Source organism: Pseudomonas sp. TMW 2.1634, assembly GCF_001703595.1.
Taxonomy (GTDB): domain Bacteria; phylum Pseudomonadota; class Gammaproteobacteria; order Pseudomonadales; family Pseudomonadaceae; genus Aquipseudomonas; species Aquipseudomonas fragi.
The window spans coordinates 4,927,777-4,942,858 of the sequence record NZ_CP016849.1 but is presented as its reverse complement, the minus strand read 5'-3'; the positions used below and the strand labels follow the sequence as shown (position 1 = coordinate 4,942,858).

Sequence of the window (15,082 nt, the reverse complement as noted above, 5' to 3'; positions counted from 1 at the left end):
CGATGGTCTTCAGAGCAGCGCATTTACTCAGTAAATACGCGTCATCGTTAACGACCATCGCGAGCAAGCCCGCTCCCACACCATCGGTCAGAGTTCGACCTTCACCCACGCCACCGGCTGGTCGAGCCAGTCGGCGAACTCGTCGAGAAAGCTTTGCTTAAAACCCGCCTCGGCCCAGTTGTTGAAAATAAAACCCAAATTGGAGAACGCGCAGGGCTGCAAAAACAGAAAACCGTTGATGTCGTCTTCATGGGCGCACAGCGGGCAAATGAAATTGTCGGTACGCCCCGGCATCCAGTCTTCGAGGCTGTCGAACAGTGCCTCGCCCACTTCCTTGCGGCACTCGGCGCAACCGGCTTCTTCAAGAAAACCTTTGGCCGGCGTATAGATGCAACGCTTGGTGATGATCTCCAGGCCATTGACCGCCTCACCGAAAGGCAGCGCCTCGGGGTGCAGCACCACCTCACGGGCACCGGGTGCGATAGCGTAGGCCATGCCATTGCCCGTACGGCCGCAGGTGGTGAGTTCTTCTTCGATGATGTTCTTGCGCACCAGCCAGCGCACGATAGCCCGGGCGCGCGGTTCATGCACCGGCAAGGTGGAGATTTTGGGAACGATGATGCTTTGCGAATTCATGGGGACGGCACATGTGGATTAGAGCAAATGCTGTATCTGGTAGTCGCCGCCGAAGGCTGCGAGCTGTTTCGGGGCTCGCAGCCTTCGGCAGCGACTACAGGGCTCGGTCGCGCAGTTTAACTCAGGTAGCGCGCGATCAGCGCAATGCCGCTGGCCAGCACCAGCCACGTTACCAGCCGCACAAACGCCTCGCGGGACAATTTACGGGTCAGCCGTCGGCCAATCCACAGCCCCAGTGCCATCGCCGGCAACAGGCAGGCGCCCAGCAACAGCAACGCGCCGTCGGCATATACGCCCGCAAGCACAAACAGCGTCAGGCGCACCATCGTGCTGCAACTGATCAACGCACTCTGGGTGGCGCGGGCTGCGTCCTTGGGCAAGCGTGCATTCAGATAAAGCGCATACAAAAAACCGCCACTGCCAAACAACGCCCCAAACAGTCCACCCGTAATCCCCGTGGGGATGGCCCAGCCAGCAGCGACCTGTGTCGGCTTCACCTTAACGGCCAGGCTGTACAATGCGTAAGCCGTGATAAAGAGTCCCATCAACAGCAGCAACAGGTCGGACTTGAGGTTCAGCAAAAAACCTACGCCGATCACACAACCGATCGCCATGCACGGCAGCAAGCGCAGCAACTCGGGCCGCGCCACATCCCGGCGCGACGGTAGCCAGTTGCCAAATGCCGCGACGAAATCCAGCAGCACCAGCAGCGGGATGATTTTCGACAGCGGCAGGCACAGGATCAGCAGTGGCCCGGCCACCAGCGCCGTACCGAACCCGGCCACACCAAAGACGATATAGGCCAGCGCAATGGCTAGCTCCAGCAACACCCACTCACCACCACTGAACGGCAACTCCATTGCTCTGTTTCCTTATTTTTTAGTGCGCAGACTTCTATCAGACAGGTGCAGCGATAACAATCCGCCCTTATGATGGCCCGCATGATTAAAGACCCCTTTGCAAGACTCAATCTCGACCGGGAAGTCCTGACCGTCAGCCAGCTCAATGGCCGGGCGCGGGTGCTGCTCGAAGACGTGTTCAGCAATATCTGGGTAGAAGGCGAAATCTCCAACCTCGCCCGCCCGGCCTCTGGTCATGTGTACTTCACCCTCAAGGACAGCGGCGCCCAGGTGCGTTGCGCGCTGTTTCGCAATAACGCGGCACGGGTACGCCAGGCGCTCAAGGACGGCCTGGCGGTCAAGGTGCGCGGCAAGGTCTCGCTGTTTGAAGGCCGTGGCGATTACCAGTTGATCCTCGACACCGTGGAACCCGCTGGCGACGGCGCGCTGCGCCTGGCCTTCGATGCGCTGAAGGAAAAACTCAGCGCCGAAGGCCTGTTCAGCCCCGAGCGCAAGGTCGCCCTGCCCGCTCACCCGCAGCGCATCGGCATTGTCAGCTCGCCCACCGGCGCGGTGATCCGCGACATCATCAGCGTGTTCCGCCGCCGGGCGCCGCAAGTCGAACTGACCCTGATCCCCACCGCCGTACAAGGCCGCGAAGCCACGGCGCAGATCGTGCGGGCGCTCAAGCTGGCCGATGCCCGGGGCTTTGACGCGCTGATCCTGGCCCGTGGCGGCGGCTCGCTGGAAGACCTGTGGTGCTTTAACGAAGAGGCCGTGGCCCGCGCCATCGATGCCTGCGTCACGCCCATCGTCAGCGCTGTCGGCCATGAAACCGACGTGTCGATCGCCGACTTTGTCGCGGATGTGCGCGCCCCTACCCCGTCAGCCGCAGCCGAGTTGCTGGCCCCGGACTCCAGCGACCTGCAACGGCGTATCGACAGCCTGCACCGCCGGCTGGTGATGCGTGTCCGTGACCGCCTGATGCGCGACCGCTTGCGCCTCGACGGCCTGGCGCGACGCCTGCGCCATCCCGGCGAACGCCTGCGCCAGCAGGCCCAGCGCCTGGATGACCTGGACATGCGCATGCGCCGGGCGTTCGAGCGCAGCCTCACTACCCGCCGCGAACGCCTGATCCGCCTGGAAACCCGCCTGGCCGCACAGCATCCGGGCCGCCAACTGGCCATGCTGCGCCAGCGCCTGGACAGCCTCGCCGAGCGCCTGCCCCGAGCCATGCGTGAAGGCCTCAAGGCGCGCCGCATGCAGCTGCACAGCCAGATGCAGACCCTGCATGTGGTCAGCCCGCTGGCCACCCTGGGGCGCGGCTACAGCATTCTGCTCGATGAAAAGGGCAGCGCCATCCGCAACGCCGCGCAAACCCACAACGGTCAACGCTTGAAGGCCAGGCTGGGCGAAGGCGAACTGCAAGTGCGCGTCGAGGACAATCACCTCACGCCCGTCACCCTTTCTTTACTGGATTAACCGATGCCGCGTTTTTTCTCTGCTGCGCTGTTGCTGTGCCTGACCCTCAATGCTCAGGCGGCTGACAGCTACATCACCCGCTTGCTGAACAAGCCGGTACCTGGCGGCGTCGCCGTGATCGAACTGGGCACCGGCGCCCAGGCGCCCAAGGCCAGCTATGACGGCAAGCCGGTCATGGTCATCAAGGAACAGGACACCTGGCGGGCCATTGTCGGCATTCCGCTGACGGTCAAGCCGGGCACCCAACGGATCAGTTCTGGCGGGCGCGACGTGAGCTTCGCCGTGGGCAGCAAGAAATACCCCGAGCAACACATCACCCTGAAAAACAAGCGCCAGGTCAACCCCGACCCGGCCGATATCAAGCGCATCGACAACGAACTGGCCATCCAGATCAAGGCCTACCGCACCTTCAGCCCCAACACGCCGAGCAACCTGTTGCTGGACAAGCCGGTCAATGGCCCGCTGTCGAGCAAGTTCGGCGTGCGCCGCTTCTTCAATGGCGAAGAGCGCAACCCTCACGCCGGTCTCGACTTTGCAGTGCCTGCTGGTACACCGATCAAGACCCCGGCAGCGGGCAAGGTGATCCTGATCGGCAATTACTTCTTCAATGGCAATACCGTGTTTGTCGACCACGGCCAGGGTTTTATCAGCATGTTCTGCCATATGTCGAAAATCGACACCCAAGTGGGCCAGCAACTGGCCCGCGGTGATGTGGTGGGCAAGGTTGGCTCGACGGGCCGTGCCACAGGCCCGCACATGCACTGGAACGTCAGCCTCAATGATGCACGGGTTGACCCGGCGATCTTTATCGGCGCGTTCCAGCCCTAACGCAAACGCGGCATCAGCCACCCCTGGCGGCCCTGGCAAATCTGCAAGGGCATGCCCAGCCGTCCGAACGAATAGGTACTGGGGCCCAGTTTCAATACCTGTACATAAACGTCCTCCCCCGGGGCGTTCATAAAGGCCAGGTCCTGGTCATCATCCAGGGTGTCGCCTTTCTTGCGCGTGATTTTGGTGACGGTGTTTTTCAGGTAAGGCCCAGCCTGGACATACTTAAAGTCGACAAAGCGGTGGAAGTTGTACACATGGGTCTGGCCGCCCTTCGCTACCTGCACCTTGCGGCCGCCGATTCGTGAAAAACCCAGGTCGTTGCCGCGAAAGAACTGACTGTACGAACCCAGGGTGCGCTCAGCCGTGCGGTCCGCTGAAATGGCCAGCATTTCAAAGTCCAGATGGCATTCCCACACAACCCGGTCAGCCGAGTACAACCACGAGGCCGCCAGCCAGGGCAAAACCACCAGCAGGGCTACAATCAGCCCGCGAGCGCTCCATTTTGCCGCCACCATTACTCGGACTCATCCAGGACAAAATAGGAAATACACCCCGACACGCTGACTTCAATCGGGTCGCGGCATAAGAAGTAGCCATACGCGTTATCCCTGAGCGCACCATTCAAATACACATACGCATAACTCGCCAGGGCCGTAAACGCAGGCGGTTTATTCTTCAACTTCAACATATGGGCATTGATTCGCTCAGGCGTAATGTTTAAACCCGGCGCCGAAAACAAATGTTGTTTATAGGTATCGGGCAGCGGCGAGTAGTGCAGTTCTATGGCCGACGCCAGTGGCGAACTCAATTGCGCAGCCTGCCAGGCAAACGCCAGAAAGCCGTTAAGCAACAAAACCCCGGCCATGCCGGTCAAATAGCACCGACAACGGCTCACCTTGGCCGAAACCAGTGCAACGTCATCGTTGCGCGTGGCCGGCAACGGCGCGACATCTCGCGCGCCTCTTGAACCCTCGCCTCCTGGCGGCAAGGCACTGTCGCCCAGCCGCTCAATCGACAGGGCATCGCTGATTTTGTAGCCAATGCGCGGCACTGTAACCACATAGTCACAATGCCCTACAGTAGACAGGCAGCGACGGATCTGGGCGATGGATTGATTGACACTGTTGGCAGATACTTGCTGCCCATAACGCTCCCAACCCGCATGCAATAGTTGCTTTTTGGTGACAATGGCGCCCTGGGCTTCAAGCAATGTCGAAAAGCAGCGACTGGCTGCCGCCCCCAGCACCACCGGGGCGACAGCACTGCCCAGCCCTGAAACTTCATACAACTCATCATCAAATAACATCACGCCAGCTATCAAGTAACGGGCCATCGTATTACAGCCTTATAAAACGAGTAGATGAAGTGCCATCTTCCGTCATTCCAAACACCGATTTAAATAAACAATACACCTCGCTTATTCATGGCCGCATGCGCTCATCACCGCGTATGACGCACGCTTTAAACACATCTATTCCTACGATCGTTAAACACTGGCACAACTGTTTCACACCTTGAACAGTTGCGTTAATGCAGGGCGTTGTCGGAGTGCAGAATGCCGGGTGAATGGCGGGCAGAAATCACCGGGTCAATAAAAACCCGCGTGCAGGTAACCCCCACAAGCAAAGTGCTTAAAGATTGGCATCAAAAATGATTGTGGTATTGCCCGTGAATGTACTGCCGGGGTACTTGACCATCTGTTCGGTGGAGGCACTCTGCACCCTGTAGTGCAGGGTGGCCTTGCGGTCAAACTGGCTGCTCAGGGTCTTGAACACCACGGCGTTGTGCGCCCCGGCTTGCAGCGGAATCCGCCGTGCAGGCTGGCCACTGGCCTCGAGCGCAATGCCAGCAGGCAGGGACAGTTGAATATCAACCCCCGCTGTCAGCTGTTGCTGTGCCGACGTTCGAATACCGCAGGTCTGCGCAAAGGCGTACTGGCACTCCAGATAGACCTTGAAGCGCCCGGAGCTGGAAATCTTGAAATCATGGTCGGCAAACAGCGCAGGTGCTGTTCGGCCGCTGGCCAGCCAGCCTTGCCAGCCCTGCGCGGGTTGCAGCACGGCACGCTGCGCACCGGGGGCAAAATCAAGGCTGAGCAGGTGGTTGACCGTGAGCTTGAACGTGAACGTGATGCGGTCATCGCTGGCCACCATGCGGTCGCCGAAATCAAAATCCTGACCGGGGCCGATGCCATAGGTGATGCTGCCCGAATAGGTGCCCATCTCCATGCTCAGGGGGTTGGGGGTATGCAGTTCGTAGCTGATGTTCATGTTGCGGTATCGGAACGGTGTCGGGATCTGCACCTTGGGCAGCTTTACGCAGGCCGTTGTCGCACTCTGCGGCACTTTCCAGAAATAGTCGTAAAACGTGGCGTTGCCACTGCCCACCCCGCCATAGGTGCAGGGGCTGGGCGCCGTGACCCAGGAGGAACCCCACAGGTGACCATGCCAGGTGCCACTACTGAGGATATACCGCCCGCCAAACCCGGAGATCCGCCATTGCACCTGTGCGCTCTGTCCGGTTTGATCGTGGGTGATGGTCACATTGCGAAAGTTCGACGGCACCCGCATGTAAGCCGCTTTACGCCTGTCAGCCAGCGCCTCCTGTGGGTCGAGCGCTTGGGCGGCATCAAAGTCCACCGGGAAATTGACACTGGAAAACCCGTTGGCGGCGCATTGGCCAGGCAAGATAAGGCAATACCCGGCAACCGGAGTGGTGTTGATAAACCTGTTGTGGGAAGGGTTGTGATGATCGGGGCTGAACACGGCGGTAATCAATTGCTCCGCCGCCGCCAAAGGCGTACCCGCAAACAGCAGTTGCACGCACACACTGATAACCGTTGTAAAAAAAAAGCCCGGCAACTTAAAAAAAATCAACGCTCGCACGGTGTGCGTTCTCCCATGGCGAATAACGATAAATGCCCTGCGCTCAACGCCAGGGCGACACGGCCGCTGCAACGGTGCAATTGCAGCGGCCGACGTGAAAGGCCAATGCGGCCTCAGGTATTGGCATCAAATACAATCGTGACGACGCCGCTGTAAGTACTGCCGGGGTTTTCAACCATCAACGCCGTCACTTCAGGTGTGATTTCATAGTTCAGCATGGCCCGCTGCGACATTTGCACGCCATCGACTGCAAAGTTCACCGCATTGTGGATGCCCTGCGCCAAGGGCACGTTGAACGCCGGTTGCTTGCCCGGCATCAGGGTTATGCCGGCCGGAAAACTCACCGTGGTATTGACCGCCACCTTGGTATTTAGCGTGGCCGATTCGGCGTAAAGGCCGCAGTCGGTCCCTATCAGATACTGACAGTCCAGGTACATCCTGAAGTTACTGGACGCCGACAACCTGAAGTCTTGCAAGGCACTCAAGGCTGGCGGCCGCCGCCCCGAATTCAGCCAGCCCTGCCAGCCTTCGCGCGGTTGCAGAACCGCCCGTTGCGCACCCGGGGGGAAGTCCACCGTCAACGCGCTGTGCACCACAAACTTGAAGTTGAGCGCGATCTGGTTGTCGGAGGGCAGCATCAGGTCGCCCATATCAAAGTCCTGGCCCGGCCCCAGGCTGTACAGCGTGGTGGCCGTATACTCACCGGGCTCCATCTCCAGCGGGTTGGGCATTGCAAACTCAAAGCCGGTTTCGGCCCGGTTATAAATAAAAGGCCCGGGGATATCGAACAGTGCTTTTTTAGTGCAGGTATCATTACTGGAATAACGCCAAAAAAACTCATGGATCTTGTCGACCAGATACCACAGTCGGGACGAATAGCAGGGCTGCACGGACTCATGCCAGGTACCGCCCTGCCACAGCAGGCCGTGCCCCAGATAAGGCGCAGTCGGGCCACCGGGAGACAATTCGGCTGCCGGCTTGATCAACACATAGCGGGCGCCAAATGCCATCGCACGCACTTTCAACTCTGCCTGCGAGCCCGTCCGGGTGTTGGTGAGCATGACGCTGCGCCAACTCAGGGGGATCTTCAAATAGGCCCCCTGCCTTGGGTTGAGCGCGTTGGTTGGCGCATCAATCCCCGCCGCAGACTCGAACACAATGGGCAACCTCACGCCCAGGGCTCCAGGGCAAGGCGAAGGCAGCCCTGCGCAATGACCTTCCCCAGGCGTGACGATGACAAAGGTGTTTTTGCTAGGGTTGTTCGGGTCGGGCTTGTACACCGCCTCGATGGTTTTGTCGTAGCCTGAAGCCTGTAACGCATGGCCCATCAACAGCAGCGCCAGTGCGCAGTACAGGAGGCGTGTTGATTTAAACAGTCGTGACATCCGCATAATGATTACTCGTCTCGAAAATAATAATCACACCCTCCTTGTGTTCCCGGCCCCCTCCCCCGTACGTAGCCCCCGGTGGCGCCCCTCATGCCCCCTTGGCAACCCCCAGTGAAGCTGCACGGCAAACGATATCGGCCACCAGCAACACATTGTTTTCCCGCTTGTGCCGGTCGGGTTCCAGCACAACATTGCAGGCCGGTTGCCCCCGATGATGTATTTGCAGGCTGGGTGACGACTCGCTCATCTCCAGCACAAAGAACCCGTCGGCCTCGCTGACCCCGCTGCTGGCGTGATTGAGAATATGAGCGCCCGCCATCGGGCGGCCCTGGGGGTCGACCACCCGGCCAAGTACCGACACGGTTTTAAGCACCCGCACCTGCTGGTACAGCACACCGCCTTTATTGAGGTGATAACGCGTGTGTGGCGGCTGGATGGACGCGGCATGGGCGTCATTGCCCGTAAAATCGAAGTGCACCGTGCCACTTTTGTAAGCCGCCACCGGCACCATGTTGCGACCGGGCTTGAGCTGGGCACCATAGCTGCCGCCCATGTCATCGGCACGCAACACCAGGTTGTCGATATCCGAGTCGAGGTCGACAATCATTGCCCCGTCGCCGCCGTAAAAACTGCCGCTGGCCGCCAGGGCGCCCGCGCCGACGGCCACGGTACTGTTGAGGTTCAAGCCACCGCTGAACTCACCGTCATAGGACGACCGCTGCGCGTAGGCATCGCCGTTGAGTACACGGGTTTCAAACTGGGTCGAGGCATTGAGGCCCACGCCATAACTGTCGGCGGTAAGGCCGGTGGAATAGCTTTTGAAAAAGTCGCCTCCAAGGGTTTTGTTGTAGCCCAGCGAGCCATTGAGTTCGCGTGCGCCATCACGCGCGGTACGGCTGCCGATACTGGCCGACAGGCTGCCGGCCGGCTTGCCCAGCGCCAGGTTGATGCTCAGGTCGATGCCGCGGTTACGCTGGTTCCCGGTGCTGAGGGTGGCTGGGCGGTCGAACAGCGATACCTGCCAGTGCACATCACTGCCAAACAATTTGCTGCTGCGGATCCAGCTCAGATCAACGCCCGTACCGTTGGTGTTACCACTGCTGTGGCTGACCCGGCCGGTCAGGCTGCTGCTCGCGCTCAAGCGCTGGGTCAAGGACACGGCGGTGTTTTGCGTACGGCCGTTGTAGCGGCTCCTGGGGCGAACCGCGACGGTGTCCAGGTAATCAATATCGTTGCGTGTATCCAGCCAGGACCGCGAGTGAGAAAACATCGCGCTGGCGCCGTGATATTGGTAACGCGCCTGCAGGTCCATGCCTGTGCCGTAGCCAGCCGTTTGATACACATTGCTGTAGAGGCTGAAATGGTCTGACAGGCCCCAGTCGAGCGAGCTGCCGTATTGCATTTTTTGCGCGACGCGCTGGGCATCAACCCCCAGAATCACTCGCGGGTGCAGCAGGTAATTGACCAGGGCACCGTAAGTCAGCCCCTGATCGTATTGCACGTCATCCCCCCAGTTGTTGAACAACTGGCGACGTTTGCCAGCAAAAACGCTGTAACGCCAGGGTTGATCGGCATTACGCCAGTTGGTGGGCTTGTAGATCATTTCTTCGGTCGTGGACGTCACTTGACCGTCCTCGACCAGGCGCACCTGCACCGGGTAGATACCACCGGGCAAACGCCGTGTGTCCAGGGTCTGCAAGCCGCTGGCAACCGCCTGGCTGTAGATCAGCACGCCGTCGCGATACACCTCGACCAGGCCCTGTCGGCTTGGCGTGACATAAATGGGGTAGGTACTGGGGCTGGCGTTGCTGACCGCCAGGCTGTCGCTGGTGCCATACATGAAACCCAGCGTGGTGTCCGGGCTGGCGCCAAAATTGCGCGGCCGGCGGTACACACCCAGTGCGTCGGGGGTGAAATAGCCCAGGCGGAAAAAGTTGCCGGCGAACTCGCGCTGGCCGTAAAGCTGGTTCAGGGAGTGATAAGTGGGGGCGCCGGGTTCACCGGTTCGCGCCAGTTCGGCAGAAGCCACCTGGGTCCAGTTGCCGAGGCTGCTCGAGGCCTGAACGTTATAGCGTGCTGCCGTGCCGGCCTGGGAGCCGCCACTGCGGGCGATGTTCAACTGATTGTGCAAAATCAGGCCATCACTGCCGTCTGCGGGCAGGGCATGGTACTGAGCGGGTGCGCGTTCACGCTCTACCGCATCGGTCAAAATCGAAAACTGCGAGTCCTGCAAGTTGTAATGCAAGGCCACCAAGCCATTGCCGCAGTTCGCGGTGCAACTGCCCAGAGCCGTCGGCGTGGACAATTGCGCCAGCCACTGGGCGCGATCAGCCTCGGGCAGGGCACTGGCCTGGGTATCGGTAAAGCTCAGCAGGCGGATGGTTTCATCGCGACCGAGCACCACCAGCGCATCCCCGAGCAACTGTGCGTTGACATCGACACGCACCGCCAGAGGCACATCAAAGAAGTGTTCCTGAAAGCCGGCCGGCAACTGTTCAGCCTGACTTAACACCCCCAGGGTTGACGGCGCTTTAACTTCAGCCATAACGCCGCCCGCCATCAATATCAAGCAGCCCACTATCAGGGCACGAGCCATTGCAGAGTTCAATTGTAGTTATCCAAACGAACGGACATCGTTTATATAAAACTGCACACCTCTGTTTCCAGGCAGCCGACAGCGTCAAGCGCCAGTCGACGGCCTGAAAAGAGAGCGTTAGAACGTGTCAGTGAGCAGAGACGTTTTAAATGGCCGCAGGAGCAACCGCATCAAACGTCATATTGACGATGCCGGTATATTCGCCGGGCGGGATTGCAGTGCCGGTATCAACCGTTGCAATGCTCAGGTCCACACGTTTGCCAGCGGCCGCTTCAGTGGCGCTGACAACTTCCTGATTGGCGGTAGCGTTAAGTTCCATATTATTGAATCTAACTTCCAGAGGCACCATGCCGCTCCCGGAATACAGGAAGGCGCCACCGCTGTCGGTCAGGCGCGCAGCAATAGCCCCCGAGCTGTTTTTCACATCGAAGGCTTTACGCAAGGTGCTCAACTTGCCGCCACCCGGCGACACCGGATCAGGCGTCCATTCCAGGCGCTGCGGCACGCCGATCCAGCCAGTATCCGCCGGCACAACATAAAACGAGCTCGATGGAACACTCGCAACCAACTGGACTTGCACTTCGACAGGGTCAGCCGCCGAAACATGTGTAGCGCCCAGGGTGGCAAGCAAGGCAAGAGCCAATGGACTCACAGTAGCCATAAAAGTGCGTTGCATTTTTACTTCCTTTTTTCAGGTTTATAGTTAGGGGTGAAACATTTATCGGTGATCAACTCTCAGGTCGTACTGAACGATATCGTGCGCTCGGCACGGCCTTCTTGAAGGACAAAACTGTGGACCTTGTCAGGTTCTTTAGTGAACGTATAAGTTCTACCCGGCAAGACATAATGTTGGGCAATGGCCGAACACTGCGTGGTTATTTCAACGTGGCAGGTTTTAACGAAGTCCAGTGCAATGACACTGTTACCGGCATTGTGAACACTGTAAGTAGTTTTCTCGTCTTTTAACCGCGTATCAAAAACAACCTTGTCCGGGCGAACAAACAACAGCGTGCCAAAACCGGTTAATAAGGTGACTTGCGCCGCCAGGGTGTTTTTGTAAGCCTGCTGATCATCTGCACTTTGATCAAAAGTGTCGGCACTGGACGGCAGCACAGGAATAAAACGAACCCGGTAATAGCGCTCTTGGGCCCGACTGCCCATAAACAACAACCGGGTGGATTGCATGCCATTGGCTGGAATAATCATCCGTGCCGGGCTGGCCAGCAAGGTGTTCTGCTGCGCCAGGGGTGCCGCCGACAGGGCCTTGGGCGGTTGCTCTACAGGCTGGCCATTGGCGTCGTAGGTAATTTCCTGAACCACCACTTTGACAAATGCGGTACTGGTTCCAGAGTTGTAAATACGCTTGAGGACCGCGCTTTTGCCGTCATCCAGAAAGCCGAACATCGGCCCCGGATTGATCGCAGGGGAAGCATTTGCCCCCCCCAGGCAACCCATCATCAGAAACAGATAGCTATAAATACGCATCGTAATACCCGGCTGCTGATAACTGTTCTCTACAGAGCGTGTTTCGCTGCTGTGGAAGCGGGGTCAAGTATTACGACGGTTTGTATGGTGAAGTGAAAACCCTCATCAGTGCTCATGCCCAAGCACGTTAAAACAAGGCTTTTCACAGGTTTTCACGGTTTGTAACAGCAGCGGCTCACAGCTTCACCGGCGAAAAACCCTGTCGAGCGGCCAGAGGGCCTTGATGATTGAACCTGCCCAGGCATAAACGCCATCAAGCCAACAGCACCCAACACACGCCCTGCTCTTTAGCTGCGCAATTTATAGTATGCCGCCAACCTTAAACCGCAATAAAAACCCGAATACGCGCCATATACGAGCAGTCCTCTCAATCTTTTTTGTTGGCTTGCCATCCTTCTCACCAATGGTTAGGGTTGAGGTCATGAACACATCACAGACCCTCTTTCTGCTTCGCCAACATCGCAGCCTTTGCCTCGTCAGCGCACGACTGCAAAGCTAGTTGCGGTGCCTCGCCTTCTGCTTTGTATTTTTCCGGCTGGCCGCGTTTGAATCGTCGGCCTGCATATTAAGGATTGCCTGATGACCATGCTCAAAGACCCGTCTTCCAAATACCGCGCCTTCCCGGTCATTGATTTGCCCGACCGTACCTGGCCGTCGAAAACCATCACCAGCGCGCCGATCTGGTGCAGCTCCGACCTGCGCGACGGCAACCAGTCGCTGATCGAGCCGATGGATGCGGCGAAGAAGCTGCGTTTCTGGAAGACCCTGGTCAGCGTGGGCGTTAAAGAAATCGAGGCATCGTTCCCGGCGGCATCGCAAACCGACTTCGACTTTGTGCGCACCCTGATCGAAGACGGCCATATCCCGGACGACACCACCATCCAGGTGCTCACCCAGGGCCGTGAAGACTTGATCGCGCGCACCTTCGAGTCGTTGCGCGGGGCGAAAAAAGCCATCGTTCACCTGTACAACGCCACCTGCCCTGCGTTCCGCCGCATCGTGTTCAACCAGGACAAGGACGGCATCAAGGAAATCGCGGTCAGCGCAGCCAAGCTGTTCGTCAAATACGCGGCCCAGCAGCCGGAAACCCAGTGGACGTTCGAGTATTCGCCTGAGACCTTCAGCGCTACCGAGCTGGAGTTCGCCAAGGAAGTGTGTGACGCGGTGATCGAGGTGTGGAACCCGACGCCAGAGCACAAGATGATCCTCAACCTGCCGGCAACGGTTGAGTGCGCAACACCGAACATCTATGCCGACCAGATCGAGTGGTTCGGGCGCAATATCAACCGCCGTGACAGCGTGCTGATCAGCCTGCACACCCACAACGACCGTGGCACCGGCGTGGCCGCCACCGAACTGGGCCTGATGGCCGGCGCCGACCGTGTTGAAGGCTGCCTGTTCGGTAATGGCGAGCGTACCGGCAACGTCGACCTGGTGACCGTGGCCCTGAACATGTACACCCAGGGCCTGGACCCGCAGCTGGACTTCTCGGATATCGATGGCGTGCGCAAGGTTGTCGAAGAGTGCAACCAGATCCCGGTTCACCCGCGTCACCCGTATGTGGGCGACCTGGTTCACACCGCGTTCTCCGGTTCGCACCAGGACGCCATCCGCAAGGGCTTCGCCCAGCAAAAACCGGACGCCCTGTGGGAAGTGCCGTACTTGCCAATCGACCCGGCGGATATCGGTCGCAGCTATGAAGCCGTGATCCGGGTCAACAGCCAGTCCGGCAAAGGCGGGATTGCTTACCTGCTGGAGCAGGAATATGGCATCAGCTTGCCGCGCCGGATGCAGATCGAATTCAGCCAGGTGGTACAGCGCGAAACCGACCGCCTGGGCCTGGAAATGACTGCCCAGCAGATTCACAGCTTGCTGCGCACCGAGTACTTGCAGGCCAACACCCCGTACGCGCTGGTCAGCCATCGTTTGCAGGAAGAAAACGGCCACAGTGCAGTCGAAGTTGAAGTATCGGCCAAGGGTGATGGCGAGACCAACCTGCGCTGGAGTGGCAAGGGCAACGGCGCACTGGAAGCGCTGGTAGCCGGCCTGCCGGTCAATGCCGAAATAATGGACTACAACGAGCACGCGATTGGCGCGGGCACCAACGCCAAGGCTGCGGCCTACATTGAGCTGCGGGTCAATGGCGGGCGCGCGGTGCATGGTGTGGGCATTGATGAAAACATCACCACGGCAAGCTTCAAGGCCCTGTTCAGCGCCCTGAACCGCTCATTGAGCGAAGCCGAGGCGAAAGCCGCGTAAGCTGGCCTGAAACACAAAAGCCCCCAAGGTGAGAGCCTTGGGGGCTTTTTATTGCCTGACCGGCAATCACTAGCCCCTGTGGGAGCGGGCTTGCTCGCGATTCAGGCGACGCGATTTGGCAGGCAGACCGCGCTGAGGCCATCGCGGGCAAGCCTCGCTCCCACAGGTTTTACGTCGTTGATAACTGCTTCTACAAATCAGTGCCGCTCGAAATCGTCCGCATCATTGAGCGAAGCCGAGGCGAAAGCCGCGTAAGCTGGCCTGAAACGCAAAAGCCCCCAAGGTGAGAGCCTTGGGGGGCTTTTTATTACCTGACCGGCAATCACTAGCCCCTGTGGGAGCGGGCTTGCTCGCGATTCAGGCGGCGCGATTTGGCAGGCAGACCGCGCTGAGGCCATCGCGGGCAAGCCTCGCTCCCACAGGTTTTACGTCGTTGATAACTGCTTCTACAAATCAGTGCCGCTCGAAATCGTCCGCATCATTGAGCGAAGTCGAGGCGAAAGCTGGCCTGAAACGCAAAAGCCCCCAAGGTGAGAGCCTTGGGGGCTTTTTATTACCTGACCGGCAATCACTAGCCCCTGTGGGAGCGGGCTTGCTCGCGATTCAGGCGACGCGATTTGGCAGGCAGACCGCGCTGAGGCCATCGCGGGCAAGCCTCGCTCCCACAGGTTTTACGTCGTT

13 protein-coding genes are annotated in these 15,082 nt (G+C 59.1%); 4 read left to right on the top strand and 9 right to left on the bottom strand.

Annotated elements, in window-relative coordinates; genetic code table 11:
- Positions 1–87: 87 nt before the first annotated feature.
- Both BFC21_RS23555 and BFC21_RS23550 read right to left on the bottom strand, forming a co-directional pair.
- The gene (locus BFC21_RS23555) at positions 88–636 is read right to left on the bottom strand and encodes a sugar ABC transporter ATPase (RefSeq protein WP_088379076.1); all 549 of its coding nucleotides are present in this window, start codon (positions 634–636) and stop codon (positions 88–90) included.
- 116 nt (positions 637–752) lie between these two features.
- Positions 753–1,496 (bottom strand): sulfite exporter TauE/SafE family protein, encoded by a 744-nt coding sequence (locus tag BFC21_RS23550; RefSeq protein WP_088379075.1) that lies wholly within the window; start codon positions 1,494–1,496, stop codon positions 753–755.
- Positions 1,497–1,577: 81 nt separating this feature from the next.
- Here BFC21_RS23550 and xseA point away from each other — a divergent pair, with 81 nt between their 5' ends.
- Entirely contained in the window at positions 1,578–2,957 is a 1,380-nt protein-coding gene (gene xseA, locus BFC21_RS23545) for an exodeoxyribonuclease VII large subunit (protein ID WP_162939372.1), read from the top strand.
- Positions 2,958–2,960: 3 nt separating this feature from the next.
- Positions 2,961–3,785 carry a peptidoglycan DD-metalloendopeptidase family protein gene (locus BFC21_RS23540; protein ID WP_088379073.1) on the top strand — a complete coding sequence of 275 codons (825 nt, stop codon included), beginning with the start codon at positions 2,961–2,963 and terminating at the stop codon, positions 3,783–3,785.
- Here the strand turns inward: BFC21_RS23540 and BFC21_RS23535 are convergent.
- From BFC21_RS23535 to BFC21_RS23505, 7 genes are all read right to left on the bottom strand, one after another.
- The gene (locus BFC21_RS23535) at positions 3,782–4,303 is read right to left on the bottom strand and encodes a hypothetical protein (protein ID WP_088379072.1); all 522 of its coding nucleotides are present in this window, start codon (positions 4,301–4,303) and stop codon (positions 3,782–3,784) included. The two genes, BFC21_RS23540 and BFC21_RS23535, sit on opposite strands and share 4 nt — an antisense overlap.
- Positions 4,303–5,121, bottom strand: a complete 819-nt coding sequence (locus BFC21_RS23530; protein WP_095004993.1) for a winged helix-turn-helix domain-containing protein — start codon at positions 5,119–5,121, stop codon at positions 4,303–4,305. Before BFC21_RS23530 ends, BFC21_RS23535 begins: the two co-directional genes overlap by 1 nt.
- A gap of 298 nt (positions 5,122–5,419) precedes the next feature.
- Positions 5,420–6,610: a hypothetical protein gene (locus BFC21_RS23525; protein WP_157700498.1), complete on the bottom strand. Its 1,191-nt coding sequence runs from the start codon at positions 6,608–6,610 to the stop codon at positions 5,420–5,422.
- 176 nt (positions 6,611–6,786) lie between these two features.
- Complete coding sequence (locus BFC21_RS23520) at positions 6,787–8,058, bottom strand: hypothetical protein (RefSeq protein ID WP_256557599.1); 1,272 nt, start codon at positions 8,056–8,058, stop codon at positions 6,787–6,789.
- Between the two features lie 91 nt (positions 8,059–8,149).
- The gene (locus BFC21_RS23515; RefSeq protein ID WP_088379068.1) at positions 8,150–10,657 is read right to left on the bottom strand and encodes a TcfC E-set like domain-containing protein; all 2,508 of its coding nucleotides are present in this window, start codon (positions 10,655–10,657) and stop codon (positions 8,150–8,152) included.
- Between the two features lie 145 nt (positions 10,658–10,802).
- Positions 10,803–11,333: a CS1 type fimbrial major subunit gene (locus BFC21_RS23510; RefSeq protein ID WP_095004997.1), complete on the bottom strand. Its 531-nt coding sequence runs from the start codon at positions 11,331–11,333 to the stop codon at positions 10,803–10,805.
- 59 nt (positions 11,334–11,392) lie between these two features.
- Entirely contained in the window at positions 11,393–11,863 is a 471-nt protein-coding gene (locus tag BFC21_RS23505; protein WP_120266561.1) for a hypothetical protein, read from the bottom strand.
- Positions 11,864–11,865: 2 nt separating this feature from the next.
- Here BFC21_RS23505 and BFC21_RS27880 point away from each other — a divergent pair, with 2 nt between their 5' ends.
- A complete protein-coding gene (locus BFC21_RS27880) occupies positions 11,866–11,964 on the top strand; it encodes an MYXO-CTERM sorting domain-containing protein (protein WP_088379065.1) in 99 nt (32 codons plus the stop codon).
- A 757-nt stretch (positions 11,965–12,721) separates the two neighbouring features.
- Positions 12,722–14,401: a 2-isopropylmalate synthase gene (leuA, locus tag BFC21_RS23495; protein WP_088379064.1), complete on the top strand. Its 1,680-nt coding sequence runs from the start codon at positions 12,722–12,724 to the stop codon at positions 14,399–14,401.
- Positions 14,402–15,082: the final 681 nt, after the last annotated feature.